21 protein-coding genes and 2 pseudogenes are annotated in these 23026 nt (G+C 39.8%); 5 read left to right on the plus strand and 18 right to left on the minus strand.

Going from position 1 to position 23026, the window contains the following annotated elements; genetic code table 11:
* Positions 1–66: 66 nt before the first annotated feature.
* Positions 67–2169 carry an RNA degradosome polyphosphate kinase gene (locus M1E09_RS15350; protein ID WP_456271719.1) on the minus strand — a complete coding sequence of 701 codons (2103 nt, stop codon included), beginning with the start codon at positions 2167–2169 and terminating at the stop codon, positions 67–69.
* A 95-nt stretch (positions 2170–2264) separates the two neighbouring features.
* Positions 2265–3803 (minus strand): Ppx/GppA phosphatase family protein, encoded by a 1539-nt coding sequence (locus tag M1E09_RS15355; RefSeq protein ID WP_456271720.1) that lies wholly within the window; start codon positions 3801–3803, stop codon positions 2265–2267.
* 296 nt (positions 3804–4099) lie between these two features.
* Between M1E09_RS15355 and M1E09_RS15360 the strand changes: the two genes are divergently transcribed.
* Positions 4100–4564, plus strand: a complete 465-nt coding sequence (locus M1E09_RS15360) for a YkyB family protein (protein WP_456271721.1) — start codon at positions 4100–4102, stop codon at positions 4562–4564.
* Positions 4565–5052: 488 nt separating this feature from the next.
* On the opposite strand, the gene M1E09_RS15365 is transcribed toward M1E09_RS15360, so the two are convergent.
* Both M1E09_RS15365 and corA read right to left on the minus strand, forming a co-directional pair.
* Positions 5053–5958: a chemotaxis protein gene (locus M1E09_RS15365; RefSeq protein WP_456271722.1), complete on the minus strand. Its 906-nt coding sequence runs from the start codon at positions 5956–5958 to the stop codon at positions 5053–5055.
* 474 nt (positions 5959–6432) lie between these two features.
* Entirely contained in the window at positions 6433–7425 is a 993-nt protein-coding gene (gene corA, locus M1E09_RS15370) for a magnesium/cobalt transporter CorA (RefSeq protein WP_456271723.1), read from the minus strand.
* Between the two features lie 137 nt (positions 7426–7562).
* On the opposite strand from corA, the gene M1E09_RS15375 reads away from it, so the two are divergent.
* Positions 7563–8729 (plus strand): aminotransferase A, encoded by a 1167-nt coding sequence (locus tag M1E09_RS15375; protein ID WP_456271724.1) that lies wholly within the window; start codon positions 7563–7565, stop codon positions 8727–8729.
* A 243-nt stretch (positions 8730–8972) separates the two neighbouring features.
* Here M1E09_RS15375 and M1E09_RS15380 read toward each other — a convergent pair whose 3' ends face one another.
* The 12 genes from M1E09_RS15380 to M1E09_RS15435 all read right to left on the minus strand — a co-directional run bounded on the left by M1E09_RS15380 (position 8973) and on the right by M1E09_RS15435 (position 19539).
* A complete protein-coding gene (locus M1E09_RS15380; protein WP_456271725.1) occupies positions 8973–9152 on the minus strand; it encodes a hypothetical protein in 180 nt (59 codons plus the stop codon).
* Positions 9153–9237: 85 nt separating this feature from the next.
* Entirely contained in the window at positions 9238–10101 is an 864-nt protein-coding gene (locus M1E09_RS15385) for an NAD(P)-dependent oxidoreductase (RefSeq protein ID WP_456271726.1), read from the minus strand.
* 361 nt (positions 10102–10462) lie between these two features.
* On the minus strand, positions 10463–12181 hold the full coding sequence (gene ptsP, locus M1E09_RS15390; protein ID WP_456271727.1) for a phosphoenolpyruvate--protein phosphotransferase: 1719 nt from the start codon (positions 12179–12181) through the stop codon (positions 10463–10465).
* Positions 12181–12447: a phosphocarrier protein HPr gene (locus M1E09_RS15395; protein ID WP_456271728.1), complete on the minus strand. Its 267-nt coding sequence runs from the start codon at positions 12445–12447 to the stop codon at positions 12181–12183. The genes ptsP and M1E09_RS15395 overlap by 1 nt, the downstream gene beginning before the upstream one ends.
* A gap of 410 nt (positions 12448–12857) precedes the next feature.
* Entirely contained in the window at positions 12858–13112 is a 255-nt protein-coding gene (locus M1E09_RS15400) for a hypothetical protein (protein ID WP_456271729.1), read from the minus strand.
* A gap of 86 nt (positions 13113–13198) precedes the next feature.
* Positions 13199–13981, minus strand: a complete 783-nt coding sequence (locus M1E09_RS15405; protein WP_456271730.1) for an ABC transporter permease — start codon at positions 13979–13981, stop codon at positions 13199–13201.
* Positions 13982–13985: 4 nt separating this feature from the next.
* Positions 13986–14612, minus strand: a complete 627-nt coding sequence (locus tag M1E09_RS15410; protein WP_456271731.1) for an ABC transporter ATP-binding protein — start codon at positions 14610–14612, stop codon at positions 13986–13988.
* Positions 14613–14776: 164 nt separating this feature from the next.
* Positions 14777–16078, minus strand: coding sequence for a hypothetical protein (locus M1E09_RS15415; protein ID WP_456271732.1), 1302 nt, complete (start codon positions 16076–16078; stop codon positions 14777–14779).
* Positions 16048–17241, minus strand: coding sequence for a DUF58 domain-containing protein (locus M1E09_RS15420; protein WP_456271733.1), 1194 nt, complete (start codon positions 17239–17241; stop codon positions 16048–16050). The genes M1E09_RS15415 and M1E09_RS15420 overlap by 31 nt, the downstream gene beginning before the upstream one ends.
* Before the next feature lie 2 nt (positions 17242–17243).
* Positions 17244–18137 carry an AAA family ATPase gene (locus M1E09_RS15425; protein WP_456275010.1) on the minus strand — a complete coding sequence of 298 codons (894 nt, stop codon included), beginning with the start codon at positions 18135–18137 and terminating at the stop codon, positions 17244–17246.
* A 355-nt stretch (positions 18138–18492) separates the two neighbouring features.
* Positions 18493–19227 (minus strand): SDR family NAD(P)-dependent oxidoreductase, encoded by a 735-nt coding sequence (locus tag M1E09_RS15430; RefSeq protein WP_456271734.1) that lies wholly within the window; start codon positions 19225–19227, stop codon positions 18493–18495.
* A 117-nt stretch (positions 19228–19344) separates the two neighbouring features.
* Positions 19345–19539, minus strand: a complete 195-nt coding sequence (locus M1E09_RS15435) for a hypothetical protein (RefSeq protein WP_456271735.1) — start codon at positions 19537–19539, stop codon at positions 19345–19347.
* Between the two features lie 289 nt (positions 19540–19828).
* On the opposite strand from M1E09_RS15435, the gene M1E09_RS15440 reads away from it, so the two are divergent.
* Positions 19829–20008, plus strand: coding sequence for a YkvS family protein (locus M1E09_RS15440; RefSeq protein ID WP_456271736.1), 180 nt, complete (start codon positions 19829–19831; stop codon positions 20006–20008).
* Positions 20009–20232: 224 nt separating this feature from the next.
* On the opposite strand, the gene M1E09_RS15445 is transcribed toward M1E09_RS15440, so the two are convergent.
* Both M1E09_RS15445 and M1E09_RS15450 read right to left on the minus strand, forming a co-directional pair.
* Complete coding sequence (locus M1E09_RS15445; RefSeq protein ID WP_456271737.1) at positions 20233–20358, minus strand: DUF6254 family protein; 126 nt, start codon at positions 20356–20358, stop codon at positions 20233–20235.
* A gap of 74 nt (positions 20359–20432) precedes the next feature.
* Positions 20433–21476, minus strand: a complete 1044-nt coding sequence (locus tag M1E09_RS15450; protein ID WP_456271738.1) for a YkvI family membrane protein — start codon at positions 21474–21476, stop codon at positions 20433–20435.
* Between the two features lie 197 nt (positions 21477–21673).
* Between M1E09_RS15450 and M1E09_RS15455 the strand changes: the two are divergent.
* Both M1E09_RS15455 and M1E09_RS15460 read left to right on the plus strand, forming a co-directional pair.
* Positions 21674–22759, plus strand: a pseudogene (locus M1E09_RS15455) (AAA family ATPase); the annotation flags it as partial.
* 45 nt (positions 22760–22804) lie between these two features.
* Positions 22805–22957 (plus strand): annotated as a pseudogene (locus M1E09_RS15460) (hypothetical protein); the annotation flags it as partial.
* Positions 22958–23026 lie beyond the last annotated feature (69 nt).

Genomic DNA, 23026 nt, shown 5'->3' on the forward strand with positions numbered 1-23026 from the left:
AATGTCAGGTATTAAACTTAAATAACAACATCATAAATTAACTAACAAAGCCTTTGTTTAATATAGTCATTCCGTTTCAAGAATTAAATGTTTATAAGCTTCTCTTTTCAGTTCAAGCTGGCTGTTGATAGGAGGTTCGCCTTCCTTGCGTTTCACATAATGATAATTTCCTTCGCAATCCTGTTCTCTCGCCTTCATGTTATCTCTTAAAGTCAGGTCCAGGATGTCGAGAAGCCTTCTTTTTATACTCCCTTTGTATATCGGGAATAGAATTTCAACACGTTTGACCATGTTTCGCGTCATCATATCGGCTGAAGAAAGAAACATCTTCCTTTCTCCATTATGATGGAAGTAATAGATTCTGCTGTGCTCAAGAAACCTTCCTACTATACTGATAACCTTGATATTATCGCTAACACCTTTTATGCCGGGCCGCAAACAGCAAATCCCTCTGATGATCAAATCGATTTTCACCCCCGCAGAGGAGGCTTCATACATCTTGATGATCAATTCTTTATCGGTTAATGAATTCATTTTGGCAATGATTCTGCCGTTCCCATGTAATTTGTGTGACCGGATTTCCTGATCTATCAGATGAATGAATTCATCCCTGATATCGAACGGGGCCACCACCAAGTGATGAAACTCAGGTTTTTCAGTATATCCGCTTAAGTAATTAAAGAAATTCGTCGCATCTATCCCAAATTTCCTTTTTGATGTAATAATACCCATATCTGTGTACAATTTCGCAGTCTGGTCATTATAATTTCCTGTTCCCAGATGGACAAAACGGTCGATTCTTCCATGTGTCTTTCTGACGACGAGCGTGATTTTACTGTGGGTTTTCAGGTTGTTCATCCCATAAATCACGTGACACCCTGATTTTTCCAGCTCTTTCGCCCACTGGACATTGTTTTCTTCATCAAACCTTGCCTTCAATTCCACCAGTACCGTGACCTGCTTCCCATTTTCTGCAGCCCTCTTCAAAGCTTCAATTACTGGAGAATCACCACTTACCCGGTATAAGGTCTGTTTGATGGCAAGGACATTGGGGTCGACGGCAGCGATTGACACGAAATCAACAATCGGTTCAAACGACTCATACGGATGATGGAAAAACAAGTCCTCCTGAAAAGCCTTTTCGAACAAGTTTTCTTGAGAGTCCAAATCCTGTGGCTGTTGAGGGATAAAGGCTTTAAAAGTTAAATGGTCCCGCATTTTCTTCAGCTGGCCGATAAATCCGAATAGAAAGGTAAGGTCAAGAGGCCCTTTTACTTTATAGACATCGCTGCTATGTATTTCCAATTCACTCAGCAAATAATCCAGGACCCTCTCATTCATGGTACCTTCCTGTACTTCCAGCCGTACTGCTGCTCCCCATTTCCTTTTTTTCAGCTCTTTCTCAATTTCGAGCAGCAGATCCCTTGCCCCTTCTTCATGAATGGTCATATCCGCATTTCTTGTGATCCTGAAAGCACTCGCAGAACTTACGCTGTAACCATTGAATACTTTGTCAACAAAATGGATGATTACATTTTCTAAGAGAATATACTTTTCCTCACCACCCACAGAAGGTAGAGAAATAACCCTGTCCAGAACTGAAGGAACCTGGACCAAAGCCACTTTCTCCCTATTCTCCTCATCTTCAGCGTCAGGATTATCAAGAATGACCACCAAGTTCAAGCTTTTATTTAACAGCATGGGAAATGGCCGATAAGCGTCTACAGCCATGGGCGTTAATACTGGAAAGATCTGTTCCTCAAAAAAAATCTCCAGGAATGTCAGCTGCTCACTGTTTAAGTCGTTCACATTCAGCAGGTAGACATCTTCTTCATTTAGTTGAGGTACAATCAAATTCATAAATGTTTCATCCTGAAGATCGACCAATTCATGATTTTTAGAAGAGATGGCGCCCAATTGCTGGTTGGGTGTCAGGCCTGCTTTATTTTCAGGCTTATGATAATTCGCTTTCACCTGATCCTTCAGTCCTGCAACCCTTACCATAAAGAATTCATCAAGGTTCGAACTGAATATTGCAAGAAACTTCATTCTTTCCAGCAATGGATTTTGATGGTCCAGCGCTTCCTCAAGCACTCGCTCATTAAAAGCCAGCCAGCTCAATTCTCTATTATTATAGTATCGAGGTGAGTCATAAATCTCGGCATTCATTATATTCACTCCCGCTTTGTTGAGGTATCCTATCTATGCCATACCATCCTATCAAAAGAGAGATAGGGTCATGTTAAGGTTTAGTAAATAATATGTTAAGTCTTATCAACTCTATCAAAGTGAATCATTAAATCCGTTCGCAGAGCTTTCTCAAGGTGGCGTTTTTGTTTCTCAGCCTGATACTTCTCAGCAAGATAATCTCCACTACAAGAAACCGTGATGGACAAATGGTCATGCTCATCCGATACCTCAATGGATTTTACAATATTCCTTTTCGTTGCATTCAAGCTGTAAACCAACTTCAACAAGGAGCCCATCTCTCTCATTTTCTTTATTTCCTCTTTTGAATACCACGCATGAAAATTCTCAAGATATTGTTTAAAGGCAGTTTTGTTTTTAAAGGATGCAATACTTGCAAGCTTTATTCTTTCTTGATGGAAAAAGCCATTGATAGACCTGTTTGCCAATATATAAAATGTATGCTGGCTGCTTGATTCAGAATCGATATAGTCTCCGAGGTAATACAAATAAGCTCCGTATTCCAGCATTTGTAAATCACTTTCATCTAGAACCCAGTAGCCCAAATGAGACAATTGTTTCCAAACATTGTCGGCTATAAATACCATTTGCCTGGAATGGCTGCCATCAATATCAAATTCATGGCACAACTCCCTGAGGCTCAGGTCAATAACAGAATCCTTATTGATTGCCTCCTGCTTGCCCTGTTTGGCCATTTCAATAACAAGCCCTTCGCGCAACCCTTTGCGGCTGACCATAAAATAAGGAGAGTCCGTTAATTGAAACAGCTGGTGGAAAACTTCTGCAGCAGGCAGGATAACGTCTGCCCTGTCTTTCGAAAGCCCCTCTACCTTTTCTATTTCCTTATAAGAAAGAGGGAATAATTGATCTCGTATGGATGCCAATGTGTCACCTGAAAGAATGTATTGATGGACTCCTGCAACTTCGTAATTTCTCTGCTGCTGGTCCACCTGGGCAATATTCCTTGCACTTCCGCCTATACCCACAATTGGTACCTTCTTGTCTTTCAACCATGGCAGGGCTGAAAACTTTTCTAACAAGAAGCGGGTTAATTTTATTCTTTCTTCTTCAGTAATAGAATCTCCTTCGATAAACTGCTGTTTTAAGGAAACTACTCCAAAAGGGTAGCTATGAGACTCCTGCAGCTTTCTATTTTCAAAATAAGTTACCTCCGTACTTCCTCCCCCTATATCCACTGTGATGCCGGTTTCTACAGGTGTTGTTGAAACAACTGCTAGGTAGCCGTAATAAGCTTCTTGTTCTTCTGACAATATTTCTATATCCAAGCCTGTCTCTTCCTTAACTTTTAATAATACCGAATCTTTATTGACGGATTGCCTTATCGTTGCAGTCGCCACACACCGAACAGAAGAAATTCGGTGAAAGGCAAGAATTTCTTTCATGCCTTTCAATATTTGAAGCAGCTTTTCAATTCCAACTGCAGAAAGTTTTTGTTCTTCTGTCAAGCAGGTTCTTAATCTGGCCACCGCTTTTACATTTTCAATCTCTTTATAGCGGCCATCTTCAAAATGCTGATAGATGACCAGCCTGATTGTATTTGAACCAATATCTAAAATTGCACTTTTATCTGCCATATCGATCATCCTAGTTAATAATTTTTTGTTGCACTTTAATTAGGTTGCAATAATATAATGAACTCAAATTAATATGTATTCTTCTATTCATATGAAACATACGCTATTTACTGTATTATTTACCTATTTTGGGTATTCTTTAACCATTTAATGATTTCATATGTTAAGATAAAACTAAGTTTTTGGACATTTTTCCAGCTAATTCTCATGAATGTTATATTCGGAACTTTCCAATCAATAAAAAAAAAGGTATAATAATCTTAGAATATTCCCATGTAAAGGAAGGAGTCAACAATTTGAGTAAATCTCAAGGATCACCCCCTCAAACCACAATAATAACAAACCTCTCTCAAGCTGTTTTTACCGTCAATCGCCACGCTAAAACTGCTATTAATCCAAAGTATTTATATTCCCTTAAGAAACATGCACTTCAAAAAATGATTAAGGAAGGAAAAGCAACCAAAGTAGGTCTGCATTTTTCAAACAATCCTCGTTTCAGCCAGCAGCAATCAGATGTTTTAGTTGATTGTGGAAATTATACTTTTCATATACCGCCAGCCAAATCTGACTTTGAGCAACTCCCTCACCTTGGATCCCTGGATAAGTCAAAAAGAAATCCTAAATGCCGGATGAGCCTCAGTGAAGCCAAAGTAATATTGGAAAAATATACAGGCATGAAAGAAAAGAAAGAAACGGGACAGCAGCCATACGGCCGTAATTACCAAAAGCCTGTTTTCAAAAAACTCGGTGACAGTTTTTAATAGGCATTCATAAAAAAAGAAGCAGAACTTTTCAGCATAAGTAGTTCAGTTTCGGAGTGTAAAACTAGAAAAAGCAGTCCAAAACGGACTGCTTTTTTACTGTGAATTCATAATAAAATCCACATAATACATTTCATTAATGGAGTAAGTCACCAAAGGAAGGGGACTTATAATAAAGGAAAATTTTTCCGTTAAACTGCAGATTTGAACTGGGAAGAGGTAAATAAGGGAAGGATTTTCCGTTAAGTATGCTCAGTAACATAATTTTCATGTTTTTTAAGTAAATAGCGGAAAATTTTTCCCCTATTTGACCTATTTTTCCCGAGATTTCTTCCATAAGGGAAATTTCTTCCCTTATGGTATAAGTTCGTGGTACTGGTTCTTTATTGGTCCTCGCTTTTAAGGTGGAAGGGGCCATTCCCTTTGTTAGTGCAGTTTATCCTATCCAGAGACAACTAACAAAAAAGCCATTATTTCACGCCTTCTTCCTAAAGAATATACTTATCTATCTTCAGGACAAGTTCATTTATTTCTGGTTTACTAACTTGATCTTCCGCCCCCACTTTTTCCCCTTTATGTTTTAAATCCTCCGTTATTAATGAGGAGAAAATGACTACCGGAAGAACCTTAAGACCAGGATGCTCTTTAATCCTCCTTGTCAGGTGATGCCCATCCATTTGAGGCATTTCGATATCTGTAATGACGAGGTTGACAGCATCTTCAATATTTTCTCCGCCAGCTGCAAGTGATGCCAGATAATCATAGGCATCTTTTCCATTTTCGAAGAACTCAACTTCTTCATATCCTGCCTCTGATAAAGTATCACTCAACAGTTTTCTGAGCAATGGAGAATCTTCTGCGGCCACAATCTTCTTTTCTGAACGATTCCTTTTTCCTAATTTCTTCACTTGTTCAACCCGAATGCCGGAATCCGGGTTGATTTCAACCATGATACTTTCGAAGTCAAGAAGAAGAAGCATATCGTCACCTTTCTTTATGACCCCTATCACGTTGGAGCTGTTTCCTTGATATATATTTGACGGCTTTTCGATTTGATCCCATGAAATACGGTGAATCTGCGTGACATTGTCTACATGGAATACTACCCGCAGCTTATTGAATTCTGCCACTATGTATTTATCTTGGCTGCCTTTTGACTCATGGTTGGCCCCCAGGACTTTAATCATGTCAATGACAGGAAGTACCTCTCCCCTTAACTGGATGATCCCTTCCATATAAGGGTGAGCGTGAGGGATGGCCGTAACCGGTAATGGCTGGATGATTTCTTTAACTTTAATCACATTTATGCCATATTTATTGCCTCCTGCCTCAAACTCAACTATCTCCAATTCATTTGTGCCCGTTTCGAGCAGGATTCCTTTATCTTCTCTCATTTTTTCGCATCCTTTCCTGTCCTATTGCGGAAACCGAACCAGAATGCATCAATCTTGCTGGACGGCTGCTACTTATTTAGTCTAGTTATAAAAAAAATTTATAAGTTCACTCATTATATCGGCAGAAAAGAAACTTTCTGAAGGTAATCGATTTATTAAGTAGTAATTGGGTTCTGAGTACTGCTGCTCTGTATTAATACATCCTGGTGGGGTATAAATTGTCTAATGGTGCTTTCCGCTCCAATCTATAAATGAGAGCAGGAATTAGAGAAACAAAAACACAATCTTTTAGAAAGACAGGCTTTCTAGAAGATTGTGTTTTTTAAATCAATTTTCTCCAGCTTAAAGATTATTTGATTGGAGCGGAAATCACTTTTACCCCTGTTCAATATCCACAATATTCAAGAAAACAATATTTAGAAGAGAGCCTTCAAAAACAAACCTCAAAAAAGCATGAACGGTCTCTTTCCCGATTTATTTCAGACGGATCTTCCTGCGTTTCTTTCTTTTTTTCATTCCAAAATGAAGCCAGCCTATCTTCACAAAGAAAGCGAACATTCCAATTGCGATAACCGCCATGATTCCCAGCACTGAGAAGTACCCGTATCTCTCGTCCAACTCTGGCATATAGGCAAAATTCATCCCGTATAAACCGGCTATGAATGTCAGCGGCATGAAAATGGTGGTGATGACTGTAAGTGTCATCATAATATTATTCATCTTGTCTGAATTGATAGAAAGGTAATTGTCACGGATATCAGATGAAAACTCTCTATAGGACTCAAGCATTTCAACCAGCTTTAACAAATGGTCATACACATCATTATAATAAAGATGATGTTCTTTCAGAAAATGGAGCCTGCCCGAATTTAATATCCTGTACATAAGATCTCTCATGGGAACCAATGACCTTCTTAATTTGGACATATCATGCCTTATATCAAAAAGCCGCTCCATCATGGCCGAAGTACTCGTATTTTCGAGTACATCCTCTATCTGGTTCAGCCTGTCTTCAATTTTATAAACCAGCGGAAAAAAATCGTCTACCAGTCCATCTATGATTTCATGCATAACGTTATATGTAGTATATTTTCCACTCATTTCACTTGTCCTTTCCCATATTTTTTCGAGGATTTGAACAGGCTTTTTGTGGAAAGTAACAATGAATTGATCGCTGACAAACATATTCACTTCATGGAAATCCAGTGTTTTATGTTCAATTGTATGAAGCAGCAAAAAAAAGTAACCGTCATAAAAATCCAGTTTCGGCCTCTCGCTGAAATCTTCGACGCAGTCCTCTATTGCCAGAGGGTGAAAGTGAAAGATATCTTTCAGCATATCCATGTCAGTCTGATCGGGCTGCGAAAAATCCACCCAATACCATTTGACATCATCTCTTTTTATGTCTTCAATAGAGGCATTGTAGTTTACCTCTCCATTTACTTTTACAATAGTCGTCCTGATCATTTTTTAACTCCCTAACATCCAGTAATAACATGTATTAAAGATATTTACCCTTATTTTCCCCAGGCTAATCACTAAGTATCGTCTTTAATACATTATCATGGTAAAATATGAGACAAGCTTGAAAGAAGGTGTTATTCATGGAACATTTAATCAATAAACACGTGCAAAAAATTGAAATCTCAGGTATTAGAAGATTCTTTAATATGGTTGCCGATATTGAAGATATGGTATCTCTCACCCTTGGCCAGCCTGACTTCCCCACTCCGGGGCATGTCAAGGAAGCAGCTAAGGATGCCATAGATGAGGGATTTACTTCATACACACATAATGCAGGCTTCCTGCAATTAAGATCTGCCGCTTCCCAGTTCTATCACAAGAAGTACGGCGTTTCTTATGATCCTTCATCAGAGGTGATTATTACAAATGGAGCTTCACAAGGTATTGATTCCACTTTAAGGACCATCCTGAGTCCGGGAGATGAAGTCATTCTTCCCGGTCCGGTATATCCCGGCTATGAACCGATCATACATTTATGTGGAGCTGTCCCTGTTTATGCTGATACAGTAGATAACGGCTTTAAGCTCACTTCCCGCATCTTAAACAAATATATTACAAATAAAACCAAATGTATTATCATTCCTTACCCATCAAACCCGACAGGAGTGAGCCTTACATCCAATGAATTAGAAGATATAGCTGATCTTTTACGAGGTAAAGATATATTCATATTGGCAGATGAAATTTACAGTGAGTTGACTTATGACCGCAAACACACCTCCCTGGCGCAATATTTAAAAGAACAAACGATTGTTATTAACGGGCTTTCTAAGTCCCACTCCATGACAGGCTGGAGAATAGGAATGGTTTTCGCCCCTGAGAACATCGCAAAACATATTTTGAAAGTACACCAGTATAATGTTTCATGCGCATCGTCAATTTCACAGAAAGCAGCGTTTGAAGCGTTGACTTCAGGGATTAATGATGCTGATATTATGAGGGATAAATATAAAGTCAGAAGAGACTTCGTCTACTCAAAATTGAATGCGCTGGGATTTGATATTTCTCTGCCTGACGGGGCTTTTTACTTTTTTGTCAAGATTCCAGCCTTTTTCAATATGGATTCTTTTACATTCGCTTTAACCCTCGCACAAAATTACAAAGTCGGTGTAGTACCGGGCAACAGTTTTTCCTCTATGGGAGAAGGTTTCTTCAGGCTTTCTTATGCTTGTTCAATGGAAGAACTGGAAAAGGGCCTGGATCGAATCGCCAGCTTCGTTGAAAAAACTAAAACTAAAACAAAATAGATTATTGATAAAAAAAGCGCAAGTGCCACGTTAAGCAGCATACGGACTGAGTCTGCCCCGCTGTAAGTCGCTAAACGACCTCCTCGGCTTTATATAAAGCCGAGGAGGCTCACCGCCCGCCCCGCGGAGTCGCACACCTGAGTGGAAATCAGCAACACCTTCTAAGTAGGTTACTTAAAACAATATTACTCCTTAACAAACCCTATAAGAAAAAGGACCAGCCAAGGTCCTTTTTCTTATACGTTATTGTCCCTTATATTTACCATTATTCTTTGAAGCTTTTTCTTTTTTCGCTTTATCTTTATGGATTTTATTAGTTGCGGCACTGCCAAATTCATGTGCGAATTCTTGATTCAATACGGCCGAATCAAACCCCTTTTTATTCTTCTGGTCAGCATCATTCTTCTTCGTTCGCTTTGCCATCCTATTCACCCTTCCTGAAAAAAACATCTTTCGATCGTGTATACTCACACAATCGTATGTTTATTTTTTGAAGTAGTGATGAGGATTATTCTTTCCATAATTTAATTAATGCCTGTGTTCCTTCATTCTCTCCGCCTTTGGAGTGCAGCTCTTTATAAAGATCTATTGCCAGAGACAAACCTGGGAGGGAAAGGTCCATCCTCTCAGCTTCTTCAAGAGCGATTCCCATATCTTTAATAAAGTGCTTCACATAAAACCCAGGTTCATAATTGCCTTGAATCATTCTTGGCGCCAGGTTGGACAGGGACCAGCTTCCAGCAGCACCTCCAGAGATGGTCCTAAGGACGTCTTCCAGATCCAGGCCTGCCTTGCGGGCATACACCAGCGCTTCGCAAACCCCGATCATGTTAGTGGCGATTGCAATTTGGTTGGCCATTTTAGTATGCTGTCCTGATCCAGCTTCTCCATGGTACCGGATATTCTCCCCGAAGGTTTCCAGGAGAGGTTTTGCTTTGTCAAAAATAGCCCGTTCCCCTCCTGCCATAATCGATAATGTTCCATTTTTAGCTCCGGTATCCCCACCTGATACTGGTGCATCTAATGTATGTATCCCTTTTGATTTACCTGCCTCATATATCTTTTTTGCCAAGCTTGGCTTGGATGTAGTCATATCGACCACTACCAGCCCTTCTTTTCCATGCTCAAGAATACCATCTTTCCCGAAATAAATTTCTTCGACATCTTCCGGATAACCGACTATCGAGAATACAATATCTACTGAAGGCACCAGTTCAGCAGGAGTGGAGCACCACTTTGCCCCCAAGTCCATCAGCTCCTGCGCCTTTTCCTTTGTCCTCGTATATACATATAATTCTTTATGTTCTTTTATAAGGTGAAGGGCCATGCTCCTGCCCATTACCCCTGTTCCAATAAAACCAACTTTCATCATTTTCAGCCCCCATTAATTTTACAGCTATTATAAACGTTTTGCCCTGATAATAACAAAAAAAAGGACCTGCTAATGCAGGCCCAAAGGAAAAGGGGGTTGTAAAAAGAGAATCTCCAACTTTATGCTTAATAATATAATACCCAGAAATCTTAAGACTAAACAGTTTATACAAAAAAAGATTTACGAATTTTTCTCTTTAAAAAAGCGCTTACATCATTTATAATGGTTGAGGATAAGCCAAAAGAAAAACCAGGTGCTCTAACACCTGGTCAATAGGGGGAAATGAGAATGAAAAGGCTGGGTAAGTCTACCACTGATGTAGTACTTGTTTACCCTCATTTCACCATTTGAATCTTCTTTTTTATATTTTCACTGCTTTTTTGACAGCTTCCATCACACTGTCATTCGTATCATAAGCAAGTACTTCATTTGCCAGTGCTACCATATCTGATTTGTTCAGGTTCCTGATCTGCGAGCGTGCTTTCAGGATCGAAGTCGCGCTCATGGAGAATTCATCGAGACCCAGTCCTAACAAGATTGGAATTGCGATTTCATCACCGGCCATCTCGCCGCACATTCCGGCCCATTTGCCTTCTTTGTGGGCAGCATCAATGACCATTTTGACTAATCGAAGAATCGCTGGGTTATACGGCTGGTATAAATAAGATACACGCTCATTCATGCGGTCTGCAGCCATTGTATATTGAATAAGGTCATTTGTCCCGATTGAGAAGAAATCAACCTCTTTGGCAAACACATCTGCCATAACAGCTGTCGATGGAATTTCCACCATGATACCGACTTCAATTGAATCAGTGACTTTCTCCCCTGCTTCAACCAATTTTGATTTTTCGTCCTCTAAAATGGATTTAGCTTCCCTAAATTCATTAAGGTTGGAAATCATCGGGAACATGATTTTTAAGTTTCCATAACTGCTTGCTCTTAGCAAGGCTCTTAATTGTGTACGGAAGATGCTCTGCTCATCGAGACAAAGGCGAATCGCACGGTACCCCAAGAAAGGATTCATTTCTTTAGGAAGGTCCAGATACGGAAGTTCCTTGTCTCCCCCAATATCCAAAGTCCTTACCACTACAGGTTTGTCTCCCATTCCTTCAAGAACAGCCTTATATGCTTGGAATTGTTCCTCTTCACTAGGAAGTTCATTTCTTCCCATGTATAGAAACTCTGTACGATATAAGCCTACTCCTTCACCACCATTATTAATAACACCTTCTAAATCTTTGGGTGTTCCGATGTTTGCAGCAAGTTCCACGTGTGCGCCGTCAGCAGATTCTGTCTTCTCGCTGACAAGTTTCGCCCATTCGGCTTTCTGTTTCTCGTACTGTTCATGTTCCTTCTCATAATGCTCAACAACTTCTTGTGTTGGATTGATATGTACTTCACCATTCAACCCGTCAACAATAACAAGATCGCCGTTTTTGATTTCAGAAGTTACTTCTTTTGTACCGACAACAGCTGGAATTTCCATTGATCGTGCCATAATTGCTGAATGGGACGTTCTACCCCCAATATCGGTAGTAAATCCTTTAACGAACTCCCTGTTAAGCTGGGCAGTATCTGAAGGAGTTAAATCTTCTGCAATGATGATGACTTCTTCCGATATCATGCTTGGATTTGAAACCTGAACACCAAGAAGATGGGCAAGAACACGTTTCGTAACATCACGGATATCCGCTGCACGTTCTCTCATATATTCATTGTCCATGCTTTCAAACATGGAAACGAACATATCTGCCGTCTCTTTGAGGGCCGTTTCGGCATTCACGTTTTCATTTTTGATTTTATCTTCAATAGGTGCAATCAACTCAGGGTCACTGAGAACTAGTAAATGAGCATCAAAAATCGCCGCTTTATCAGCACCAAGGTCTTCGTTTGCTTTCTCTCTGATTGCTTCCAATTCAGATTTTGAAGTGGCAAGTGCTTCTCTAAAACGGTTTACTTCTGCCTCCGTATCTCCCACTTCCTTTCTTTCTACAGAAAGGTCAGGTTCAACAAGAAGATATGCTTTGGCGATGGCAATGCCATTCGAAGCTGCTATTCCTTTAAGCATGCTTGACATTACTCTGCAAGTCCTTCTTTTGTCAGTGTTTCTTCAAGGCTGTTCAATGCTTCTTCTTCATCGCTTCCTTCAGTAATGATTGTGATATCTGCACCTTTGCCTACACCTAGAGACATAACACCCATGATTGATTTAAGGTTTACTTTCTTTTCTTTGTACTGTAAGTGAACCTCTGAATCAAATTTGCTTGCTGTTTGAACAAGAAGTGTTGCCGGACGGGCGTGAATTCCTGTATCAGCTGTTACTGTAAATTGTTTTTGTGCCATAAATAATCTTCTCCTTAACATGTTTTATTTTTAGCATTTAAGATGCAGCAGATCCTTTTGCATCTTGGATAACCACCGTGATTAAACGGAATGATATAAGCCTTTTCAATTAAAAAGAATAGCATGCAAATTAAAGATTAACAATTGTAAAGCATGATATTTTTATTATTTTCATAAATTAGACATCTTATGACCAGTTTTAGGTATTTTTAGCCCCTGCTTCCAACCTGACTCCACCAAGCAGCCATTCCTTTAGATTTCCCTTGTAACGGTTAAATAAACCCTTAATCTAATTGGAAAATGAGATTAAAAAACCGCCCTTTTATTAAAGGTCGGTTAGGTATTTTGCTTTTTTTAGCACAGGGTTCAAAAAATTTTTGAATCTATGCTCGCATTGAATGCCATACTTATCACACACTTTGTTTATTGGCAATTATGGCATTGTAACTAACTTTTGCTTTAGCAATCGTTCCTTGCAATGCAGCCTCGTGAACATCTGTAATCCCGGCATAGATATTGACGAGGTCACAAATACATCTGGAAAGCATCTCTGAAGCTTGTTTTAAGTCCTTCTCCCTGTAATGGTTTTCATCCTTTAGAAGTTCTTCAATAATATCCAAGGCAATGCTTTTTACTTTTAATGCTTGCTCCACTTCAATATTCACATCGTCTGCCCCTTTCTAGTAATCTACTCTACTAAAATCATATGCCTCAATTAGAAGAATAGAACCGGCCGAAACGAAATGAACTGTCACATCTTCAGTCTGTTATCACTTGTAAAAAATGTTTTATACCCGAGCAGTATGAAAATGATGACCGTCAGTGAAACACTGCCTAAAATTCCGAGCAGTATCGCAATCTGATATTCTATAGCAAGAAGCGGGCTGACTCCAGAAAGGATCTGCCCTGTCATCATGCCCGGGAGGAATACAATGCCCATCCCCAGCATATTGTTGATCGTCGGCAGCACAGCAGAATCAAAGGCATTATCTACATATGGTTTAGCAGCAATGTTAGGTTCTGCACCAAGCATCAATGCCCCTTCAATTTTATCTCTTTGAGAGTGGAACCCCTGCAGAAGCGTCTTTACGCCAAGTGTGATTCCTGTCATTGAATTTCCAATGATCATCCCTGCAATCGGTATGAAATATCTTGGGTCATACCAAGGTGAAAAATGGATTACAATCAGATTGAAGTACAACAAGCTCAAAACACTTCCCGAAAGCATTGAAAATGAAATAATGGTCTTCAACTGCCGTGAAAGTTTTTCATTTACTTGTTTAAACACATTCCGAATTGCAAATGTCTCCATGCAGATAATGATGACAATCGTCAGCAATGGATGAGGGTTTTCAAATATAAATGTAAGTATATATCCTGCCAGAACCAATTGAATCGTCATCCTGAACGTTGCAAGGGCAATTTGCTTTTCCCTCGAAATATTCCTGAATTTAACAATCAGAAGCAAGATTAGCACAAATATATAGGCAGCAATAAGTCTGGCAAGGTCAATATCGATAATTCCATTATTCATAATTTCACCTGCTTTTGAGCTTAGGAGGTATTACGATCTTTTGATCTGCAAATTTATCCGCTACGGCTTCAGAATGGGTAACCATGACAATGGTACCTCTGTTTTCTTTAATAGCTTTGATATATCTCTCCATAATATCCATTTCCGTTTTTTTATCCAACGCTGATGTAGGTTCATCCAGCAGATAGACTTCTGGTTTCATGAGGTGGATTCTGGCTAGTGCAAGCCTCTGCTTTTCCCCGCCCGATAGATTTGCTGCTTCTTCTCCTAGAGTTTTTTCAAGGGAAACCATTTCAAGAACCTTCTTCAGAACTTCATGGGATGCAGCCTCTTTCTTGGAGAACTTCAGTCCAATCTGCAAGTTCTCTTCAATGCTTCCTTCAAAAATGACCGGTTGCTGAGGAAGCATCACTGCCTCCCTCCGAAGTTCAATGGAATCATATGTTTCAATAAGATGATCCTTGTAGTATATCTTTCCTGCTGTCGGCAGAAGCATGTTATTGAGGAACTTGAGGATTGTAGACTTTCCTGCACCACTCTCTCCTGTTATACAAGAGATTTCCCCTTGAGTAAATTGCATGCTAATGGATGTTAAAATATCATGGTAGGAGACATTCTCTAATCTGAACATCGTGTCACCTCTTTTGTATTGTTCACCGTTTTCAACAAAATGTATTCAATTGTAGGAAATACACCAAAAAAAGCCCCAGCGCCCCTGACGCCGGAGCTCAATCCAGCTCACCATTCCCACATTCTAAATTGAAGCTAATTTATTTTCTTACCCCACAAAGAGAATTATAGATCTTGAGAATTTTTTTGTGAGAGACTGCTTTTCATCTTTTCCTCCAAACACTCTACACTTTGAGTAAACCACTGCACTTTTTCAGGAGGAACTTCTTTATTTCCATATCGTACCTCTTCATATAATCGGTAAAACTCATTATCTTCCTTGAATCCCAATCGCAGGAACCATTCTTGAAGTGTCTCTCCTTTTATACGGCCCATGTCCTGTTTGGCAGCATGCTGCTCTAAAGAATAGATACTTTTCCTGATTTCACAGTTTGCCGTCGAGTATTCCTCGATATCCTTCTGCTTTTTCTTACCAGGCAAAACCGACTCCCGATAAGAGGAAAAACCTGCATATTTTTTCTCTTTTCCCTCTTCTTTCCATCCCTTTTCCTTATACCTTCTCCACATATATATAAGAATGATAAGGGCAAGAAGCCCGATAATTGCTTCATTCCACCAGGCAAAAGAAAGCTCTCCGCCATTTTCAAGCTGCTCCTGTGTCATTTCATAGATCGGCTCTTCATCGGATCTTCTAAGTATATCAATATCTTCTGGCATATTCCCCGGAAGCAGCCCCAAAAACCATTGGATGATCCTCCAGATTGGATCGATAAGAAAAGAAAGAATAAAGAAAAAGCCTTTAAATACAGAAGCAAGAACATTGCTGACCGTACTATTCAGCAATCCGAAAATTGCAGTAAGAGCTATAATTCCGCTAAAGAAAATCAAAGGCAGCTTGACCGAATCCGTCCTTGTCGACCGTTTGGAATGCTCAGCACTTTCAACAAGCCTTACAACAAAAGTGCCGCCTGCGTATACAAACATGCCTGCAATGAAAACCATTAAGATGATGCCTGATGGCTGCATATGATATATACCTTGATAGGCAAAGGACGAGATGCTGATCAACATGAATCCAAGGACAAACCCGCTGCTGATTTCAAACAGGATTTCTCTTTCCTCTTCTAAATGAGTTGAGACTCTCCAGTGTAGAAGGAAGAGGGCCGCTAACGAAAACCACCATGGAATCCCAAGAATGAACTGTCCGATCAGAAACAAGATTAAGCCTTCCCCCAAAAAAATCATATTGAAAAGACGGCTTGAATCAATCCCCATCCAGACAAGAGGAGCAGTCAGAAGGAATGATAAAGCTATGAATGGTAAACAAGCGGATAAGAAGAAGAGTTTGTCGAAAAAAAATGTGAGAATCGCCAATAGCATCAATGCTTCTGCAGCTAACTTTACTGTTACCCTGAAGATATAGGCATTCTTTCGCTTTAGGCGTATTTCTTGATTCGCTGCTTCCATTCCTGCAAAACTCCTTGTTCATTAATATTTTCTAATTGAAAAACGGCAACATCTCGTTGACTCATGATAGATACCAATTTCTCACTGTCATCATCCTGGCTGCCGATAGAAATCAGTACAGGTGGAACCAAATGATGCATTATTAAATATTGATACATCAAGCTGAACGGAAATGTCACATCATCAACCGAAAGGACAGATAACATTTCTAATGCTCTTTGCCTCTGTTTTTTCCCATTTCCGCTGGGAAGGTAATAAAATGGTGTTTTGTTCAATGAACGTACATTGACGGCCAAAGAAAAAGGGATATCATTTTTTGTAGCCATTTCAATGATGTATGCCGTTCTTTCAATAAGGTTTTCCAGTTCGCTTGTAATCGCGTAATGAGCGGATATATTCAGGGTGATCAACCAGTTTCTGCTTACAGCAGGGGAGTTCACTTTTGTCTGAAGTGATTGCATCCTTGCCGTGGCTTTCCAATTGATATTGGCAAAACTGTCTCCTGGTGAATAATCTCTTGTTCCGACCGGCTGGAAAGGATCACTGAATAGTGAATTGTTGACTGGGAAGGTCCCTTGCATCCTGGTATGGGCTGAGGAAAAACCCTCTACCGTCTTGCTCTTGGGAAAGACCAGGATATCAGACTTGATCGGTTTAAGGTACTCCATGGAGGTTCCACCGTTTCCAAATAAGTTGGGAATCTGGACATACAGCTTCTCTACCTTAGCTAAACCCCTTTTTTGTGCAGCTACGGGAAACTCCACTTCGATTACTTCATCTTTACTGATTGAAACAGGTATTTTCATTTCGATAATCCCGCCCGGAAATTCATCAAATTCTACTCCTTCGGGCAGTACCACGTCATTGAAACGGAGAATCAAAGCGCCATTCAAAATGGGCAATCCCTTATTTTCAAACTTGAAGGACCATACTCCGCAGTCTCCGCTATTAAATTTTTCCCTGTTTCTCTTATTATGAAGATGAAGGTGCAACCCTGCCTTTTTCATGTAGAGGTTCGCTCCTGCAAAGAGCAGGAAAGCAACAAGGAAGGCTAACAACATCATTGAGTTTTGTGTAAAAAATCCGATAAACGCCAGTATCAGGCTTAACAAGGTACAAGCAGAAATCAACTGGGAATCTGTCGTCTCTCTTTTCCAATCCACTCTTATGCCCTCGATTCTACTGGAACCAGCACTTCCTCGATCAGCTCTTCCATGACTCTTTCATTTGTTTTTGTCAAAGAGGCCTCGGGTGTTAAGGAAATCCTGTGGCTGAGGACGTAGGAAGCTACCTTCTTAATATCCTCAGGTGTAACATAATCCCTTTCATTTACATAGGCCATTCCCTGTGAGGCTCGCAATAGCGCAAGGCTGGCACGGGGACTGACTCCCAATTCGATGAGTTCATGATCTCGCGTTTTTCTCGCAATTTGCAGGATATAAGATTCTATATCTTCAGACACATGGATAGCCCTCACCTCTTTAACACACTCTTTAAGTGTGTCCGGGTTAATAACGGCTTTAATGTTTTCCAAGGGCTGTTTATCTCGAAAGCGCCTCAATAATTCCCTTTCACTATCAAATTCAGGATAAGAGATTGGGATTTTCATCAGGAACCGGTCAAGCTGTGCTGCAGGCAGCGGAAATGTACCTTGCTGGGATTCCACTGGGTTCTGGGTTGCCAACACGATAAATGGCTCATCAAGCTTAAGTGTCTTTCCTTCTATTGTTACCTGCTTCTCCTCCATAACTTCCAGCAAGCTGGACTGCGTCCGTGGAGTTGCACGATTGATTTCATCTGCAAGCAGAACATTGGTGACAACCGGGCCTGGTCTTAATTCAAACTCTTTTTCTTTTGGATTGAAATATTGAATCCCTGTTATATCGCTCGGCAATACATCAGGTGTAAACTGTATCCGGCAGAAACTTGCCTGGATACAACCCGCAAATGTTTTCGCGAGCATGGTTTTACCGGTTCCCGGCACACTTTCAAATAATATATGGCCGCCCTGAAGAAGGGCAATGCTTAATAATTCAACTTCATGGTCCATTCCGACCATCACTTTACTAATCTCTTTTTTTAGGTTTTTAACAAACACAATTGATTCCCCCTATTCTATTTATTTAGTATACCAAAAAAACAATCCCCCTATTTGTAATTTTCTAAATTCACCCTTTTTTATCCTTGACCTAATGCTCATCCAAAAGGAAGAGGACGAAATCAAAAACGATTTCGTCCCGAATTTACATAATATTTAGATTTTCACAGAACACTTTTCATATTGGTTTTCTATTATGAATAAAAAACCATTTGGGGTGAGTTCTATGTCTGTAAACATTATTCTTTGTCTTCTCTTCATTTTATCCGTCGGAGTTTTCAACATCTTCTTACTAAGGAAGCATTAGCGCTTTTGGCTAATGTTCATAGATCATTTTTCTGGTCATGCCGCCATCAATAACCAAATTCTCTCCATTGATGAAATTATTTTCCTCATGACATAAGAACACACAGGCCCTTGCTACATCTTCCGGCCTGCCAACCCGGTTGGAAGGGTGCTGAAAATGATCTTTTTTTCTAAGCTCATCATATTTCCCTGTTTCAATCCAGCCGGGGCTTATGCTGTTCACACGTATATTATATTCACTCAAGGTCATGGCCAATGAATGGGTTAAGGCCACAATTCCGCCTTTACTTGCTGCATAGGCCTCTGTATTCGGTTCTGACATGCCAGCTCTTGTGGATGCCAGGTTGATAATACAACCACCTTGCTCTTTCATTAGCAAGGCTGCTTCCTTGGAAAGGAAGAACATGCTGCTCAGATTGGTTGAGATGACTTCATTCCAGTCCTTCTCTTCCATTTCCCAGAAATTCTTGAATTTAGATATTCCTGCATTATTAACAAGAATGTCCACTTTTTTGCAGGAAGATTTTATTTCATCGAACAGCCTCTTGATTTGGCTGTATTGGCTGACATCACATTTTTTAAATATAACTGGCGGCCCCTTTTTCGACAATTCTTCACTTACCTTAATGCCTTCCTCATCTTTATCTACAAGAATCACTGTATAGCTTTGGCTGGAGAGTGCTTCAGCTATCGCTTTTCCAATGCCCTTGGCTCCTCCAGTCACTACTGCTACTTTTTCATTCATCGATATCCCTCCTTCAAAGCTACTTTTTCCAAAAGAGCAAACAAGCAAACCTTCAACCGCTAAATGGTGATTGGAGATGAAAAATATAAAAAAAGCCTGTCTTGGATAAGACAGACCTTAACTTCTGGGAGTATCCAGATACATATATACAACATCTCCACCCTGCTGGGCGATTCCGCGAAACTGTTTGAAATCACTTTGAGCGATCAAGAGTTTTCTGAATTGAAGAAAGTCAGATTTTTGCACTCTGTATTCGTCAATCCCTCTGCTGCGAAGTTCCTCCAAAATCGTTAATACTTCCTGATCTTCCATCTTACTGTCCCCTTTCAATGGATCCTATATACATATTAACAGCACTAATGAAAATAGTCTGCAATGATTTTCAGCCCAATTATTCAAAGACGGATAAACGAAATAGCAAGTACAATTATTTGATTGTAGCGAATGGCGTGCGGCCTCCTCCAGGAACATTATTTACGAATAAAGTGAAAAAATACAGATTATAAAACTAATATTCTAACAAATTCCTTTACCTTTTTGTTATTTTAAGGCAAACTGTAATTAATTGTTTCTGAAACTTTTGACAAAGGAGAGATTTTTTTTGAAAAAAGCAGAAGTAGGTAATTTAATAGAATTTAAAAATGGCTTGAAAGGGATTGTAGAAAAGGTGAATGAAAATTCTGTGATTGTTGATTTAACATTCATGGAAAATTACCGTGATCTTGAGTTGGAAGAAAAAACTGTTGTTAATCATAAAAATTATAAAATCATTGAAGCATAATACAACAAATGCCTGGCATTCCTATATGGAAGCACAGGCATTTTTCAATATTGTCTTCTAAGGCATCAGAAAACCCTATTCCTTCAGAGGTTAATAAAAGTTTGAGCAATCACTCGACCTGGAGTACAGGTGCAAACATTTGTGGAATGCAGGTTTCCATTTACTGAACCTGTTTTTTATTGTCTTCAAGCCAGTCATTCCTTCCCGATTAAGCACTTATACTTTTACTTTTTTCCTTTTGTCAAACCTTCACCTTCAAGCTCCTTGAATGACTCCACTTTTCCATGCGGGTGCTGGTCCTGCTTTCTTACGTTCCACTGTCTTTCTTTTTCATGTTTAGACTTTGTCATGGTTTTCACCCTCCTTTGCGTTCCCTCATTATTTTGGCTGTTTCCTCCAATTTCATGCAGAGCGAAACTTTTCTCTAAGATTCATTTTTCCCCCAAGGTTTCATCCACAGTAATATAATGAACAGCAAACTCAGGTAACCGAAAAGTGGGTATAAATAAGAAAGAAGCTTACTGTATTCAAAAAAGCTCATGAGGTAGATAATAATAAATATCATGATCGTAATAAAAATCCTTCTGCCATTCCAATAGTTGGCCATCTGCTTTTCCAATCCGAACACTCCACCGATGATGGAAGTGAAAATCTCTCCGAAAATAATAAAGATATAAATTCCATAAAGGCTGCCAGCCATACTTTTCATAACGATTGCCATCGGGATTTCATACAAGGTTACATTGGGGATCATCACCAAGGTGAAGTGGCTCGATATTAAAATGATAGTGAGTAATATACCGCCGAGAAACCCTCCATATTTCACAGTCTTAACATCTTTGATTTGTGCTGCCACCGGCACAAGCACAGCCTGCGCCATTGCGAGGTTAAATGCTGTGTATGTAAATGGGCTGACGACAGCTTTCCATCCGTCATCCGCATGTGGAATTCTGAGGATGGATTCGGCAAACTCAGGATGAAATAAATTTGACAACATGATTGAAATGTTAAAGATGATCATTGTCGGTACCACAAGCGTATTGACCGCAAACAACCCTTTCATCCCAACAATCATGACAATGAATCCAAGGAATATGGATAACAGGACACCTGCTTGCTTCGCCATTCCCAACTGCTCTTCGAAGACTGCTCCTGCCCCTGACAACATAACCGCTGTAACCCCAAGCAGCATGAGCATCATCAGGATATTCATGAATTTTGAAAACCACTTGCCAAAAAGGTATGCATTAAACTCCTCAAAGGATTTGGCCTTCAATTCATGTGCTTTCACCATTATCTTGGCTCCCAAAAAAATGAACAAATAGCCGCTGATCAAGATGCCGATTAACCCTATAAAGCCAAATCGTGTAAAAAACTCCACAATTTCTCTCCCTGTTGCAAACCCAGCTCCAATAATGGTACCTACATATACTGCGGCTAACTGAAACACACCGCTCCATCTTTTCAATCCCATCACCTCATTGCTTGCTCGATTCTGTTTATCACACTTTCTTAAAGGCATTAACGTTTATAATCATTCACTGTTTGCTCCCAGACTTAAGTTTGGGTTTATCACAAGCCGCTATTTAAACATATGTACAAGCATAGTAGTTCAGAAGTAAAAACGCCTGATTGTTATTGGGATTATTTCCCTTAAACAAAAAGGTTCCATCAAAACTGCTTAATAAAGAGGTTTACCTGTTGGATGTTGCATCACTTGTAGCAAATACAGGAATCAGAGGGCAATTTGAAGAAAGAATCAAATCTCTTATTGAGGAACTGCAGAACAGAAAGAATGTCTTACTGTTTATCGATGAGATCCATCTAATTGTTGGTGCAGGATCTGCAGAGGGCAGCATGGATGCGGGAAACATATTGAAACCTGCATTAGCAAGAGGAGAGCTTCAATTAATAGGGGCTACTACTCTGAAGGAATACAGACAGATTGAGAAGGATGCAGCACTTGAAAGACGAGTTCAGCCTATTCAAGTCAAAGAGCCTTCTACACAAGATGCTATTGCGATCTTAAAAGGCTTACAGAAGAAATATGAGGATTACCATGAAGTCAAATACAGTGAAGAAGCAATTATCGGATGTGTGACATTATCCAAAAGATATATCCAGGACCGTTTTCTCCCTGATAAAGCCATTGATCTTCTTGATGAAGCAGGCTCTCACGAAAACCTTCGCAATGGCCATAGAGACAAGGAGGAAGTGCGCAGCAGACTTTCACAAATTTCCTCTGAAAAAAACCTGGCACTTTCTGAAGAAAACTATGAACTGGCTGCAATATTAAGAGATGAAGAAATACAACTGGAAAAATCATTAGAAATTCAGGGTAAAACAGATTATCCTGTCGTAAGCGGAGAGTTAATCCAGGAATTGATAGAAAAGAAAACAGGAATTCCTGTTGGCAGCCTGCAGGAAGATGAGCAGCTAAAAATGAAGAACCTTCAATCCAATCTTAACAATAAAGTAATCGGACAAGAAGAAGCTGTTCGAACTGTCGCTAAAGCGATCAGAAGAAGCCGCGCAGGACTTAAAAAGGAACATCGTCCGATTGGATCCTTCCTGTTCATCGGTCCAACCGGCGTTGGAAAAACTGAGCTATCCAAAACCCTTGCCGAAGAATTGTTCGGAACATCCGATGCCATGATCCGGCTTGATATGAGTGAGTACATGGAAAAACACAGTGTATCTAAACTGATCGGCTCTCCTCCCGGGTATGTTGGCCACGACCTTGAAGGAAAGGATATTAAACTTAGTGTGACAGAAGAAGCAAAAGAGAAGCTGGTTGCTGATGGCTATCACCCTGACTTTGGGGCAAGGCCATTGCGCAGAATCATCCAGGAAAAACTTGAGGATTCAATTGCAGATTTCATACTGGATTATCCTGAAAAAAAAGAATTGTCAGCATTAATTGAAGATAATGAAATAGTTATTAAGTAAAGTGATAAGCCGCCCCTAAGATGGGACGGCTTTTTTTTATAGTTCCTTATTAAATATACCAGCCTTTTA

The organism is Bacillus sp. AK031 (genome assembly GCF_053903065.1).

Bases quoted from the DNA above. Each gene is read 5' to 3' on its own strand.
- M1E09_RS15350 (WP_456271719.1), bottom strand. From the start codon at position 2,169: ATGAATGCCGAGATTTATGACTCACCTCGATACTATAATAATAGAGAA.
- M1E09_RS15355 (WP_456271720.1), bottom strand. From the start codon at position 3,803: ATGGCAGATAAAAGTGCAATTTTAGATATTGGTTCAAATACAATCAGG.
- M1E09_RS15365 (WP_456271722.1), bottom strand. From the start codon at position 5,958: ATGAGAGAAGATAAAGGAATCCTGCTCGAAACGGGCACAAATGAATTG.
- corA (WP_456271723.1), bottom strand. From the start codon at position 7,425: ATGATCAGGACGACTATTGTAAAAGTAAATGGAGAGGTAAACTACAAT.
- M1E09_RS15375 (WP_456271724.1), top strand. From the start codon at position 7,563: ATGGAACATTTAATCAATAAACACGTGCAAAAAATTGAAATCTCAGGT.
- M1E09_RS15380 (WP_456271725.1), bottom strand. From the start codon at position 9,152: ATGGCAAAGCGAACGAAGAAGAATGATGCTGACCAGAAGAATAAAAAG.
- M1E09_RS15385 (WP_456271726.1), bottom strand. From the start codon at position 10,101: ATGATGAAAGTTGGTTTTATTGGAACAGGGGTAATGGGCAGGAGCATG.
- ptsP (WP_456271727.1), bottom strand. From the start codon at position 12,181: ATGTCAAGCATGCTTAAAGGAATAGCAGCTTCGAATGGCATTGCCATC.
- M1E09_RS15395 (WP_456271728.1), bottom strand. From the start codon at position 12,447: ATGGCACAAAAACAATTTACAGTAACAGCTGATACAGGAATTCACGCC.
- M1E09_RS15405 (WP_456271730.1), bottom strand. From the start codon at position 13,981: ATGAATAATGGAATTATCGATATTGACCTTGCCAGACTTATTGCTGCC.
- M1E09_RS15410 (WP_456271731.1), bottom strand. From the start codon at position 14,612: ATGTTCAGATTAGAGAATGTCTCCTACCATGATATTTTAACATCCATT.
- M1E09_RS15415 (WP_456271732.1), bottom strand. From the start codon at position 16,078: ATGGAAGCAGCGAATCAAGAAATACGCCTAAAGCGAAAGAATGCCTAT.
- M1E09_RS15425 (WP_456275010.1), bottom strand. From the start codon at position 18,137: ATGGTCGGAATGGACCATGAAGTTGAATTATTAAGCATTGCCCTTCTT.
- M1E09_RS15430 (WP_456271734.1), bottom strand. From the start codon at position 19,227: ATGAATGAAAAAGTAGCAGTAGTGACTGGAGGAGCCAAGGGCATTGGA.
- M1E09_RS15435 (WP_456271735.1), bottom strand. From the start codon at position 19,539: ATGGAAGATCAGGAAGTATTAACGATTTTGGAGGAACTTCGCAGCAGA.
- M1E09_RS15445 (WP_456271737.1), bottom strand. From the start codon at position 20,358: ATGACAAAGTCTAAACATGAAAAAGAAAGACAGTGGAACGTAAGAAAG.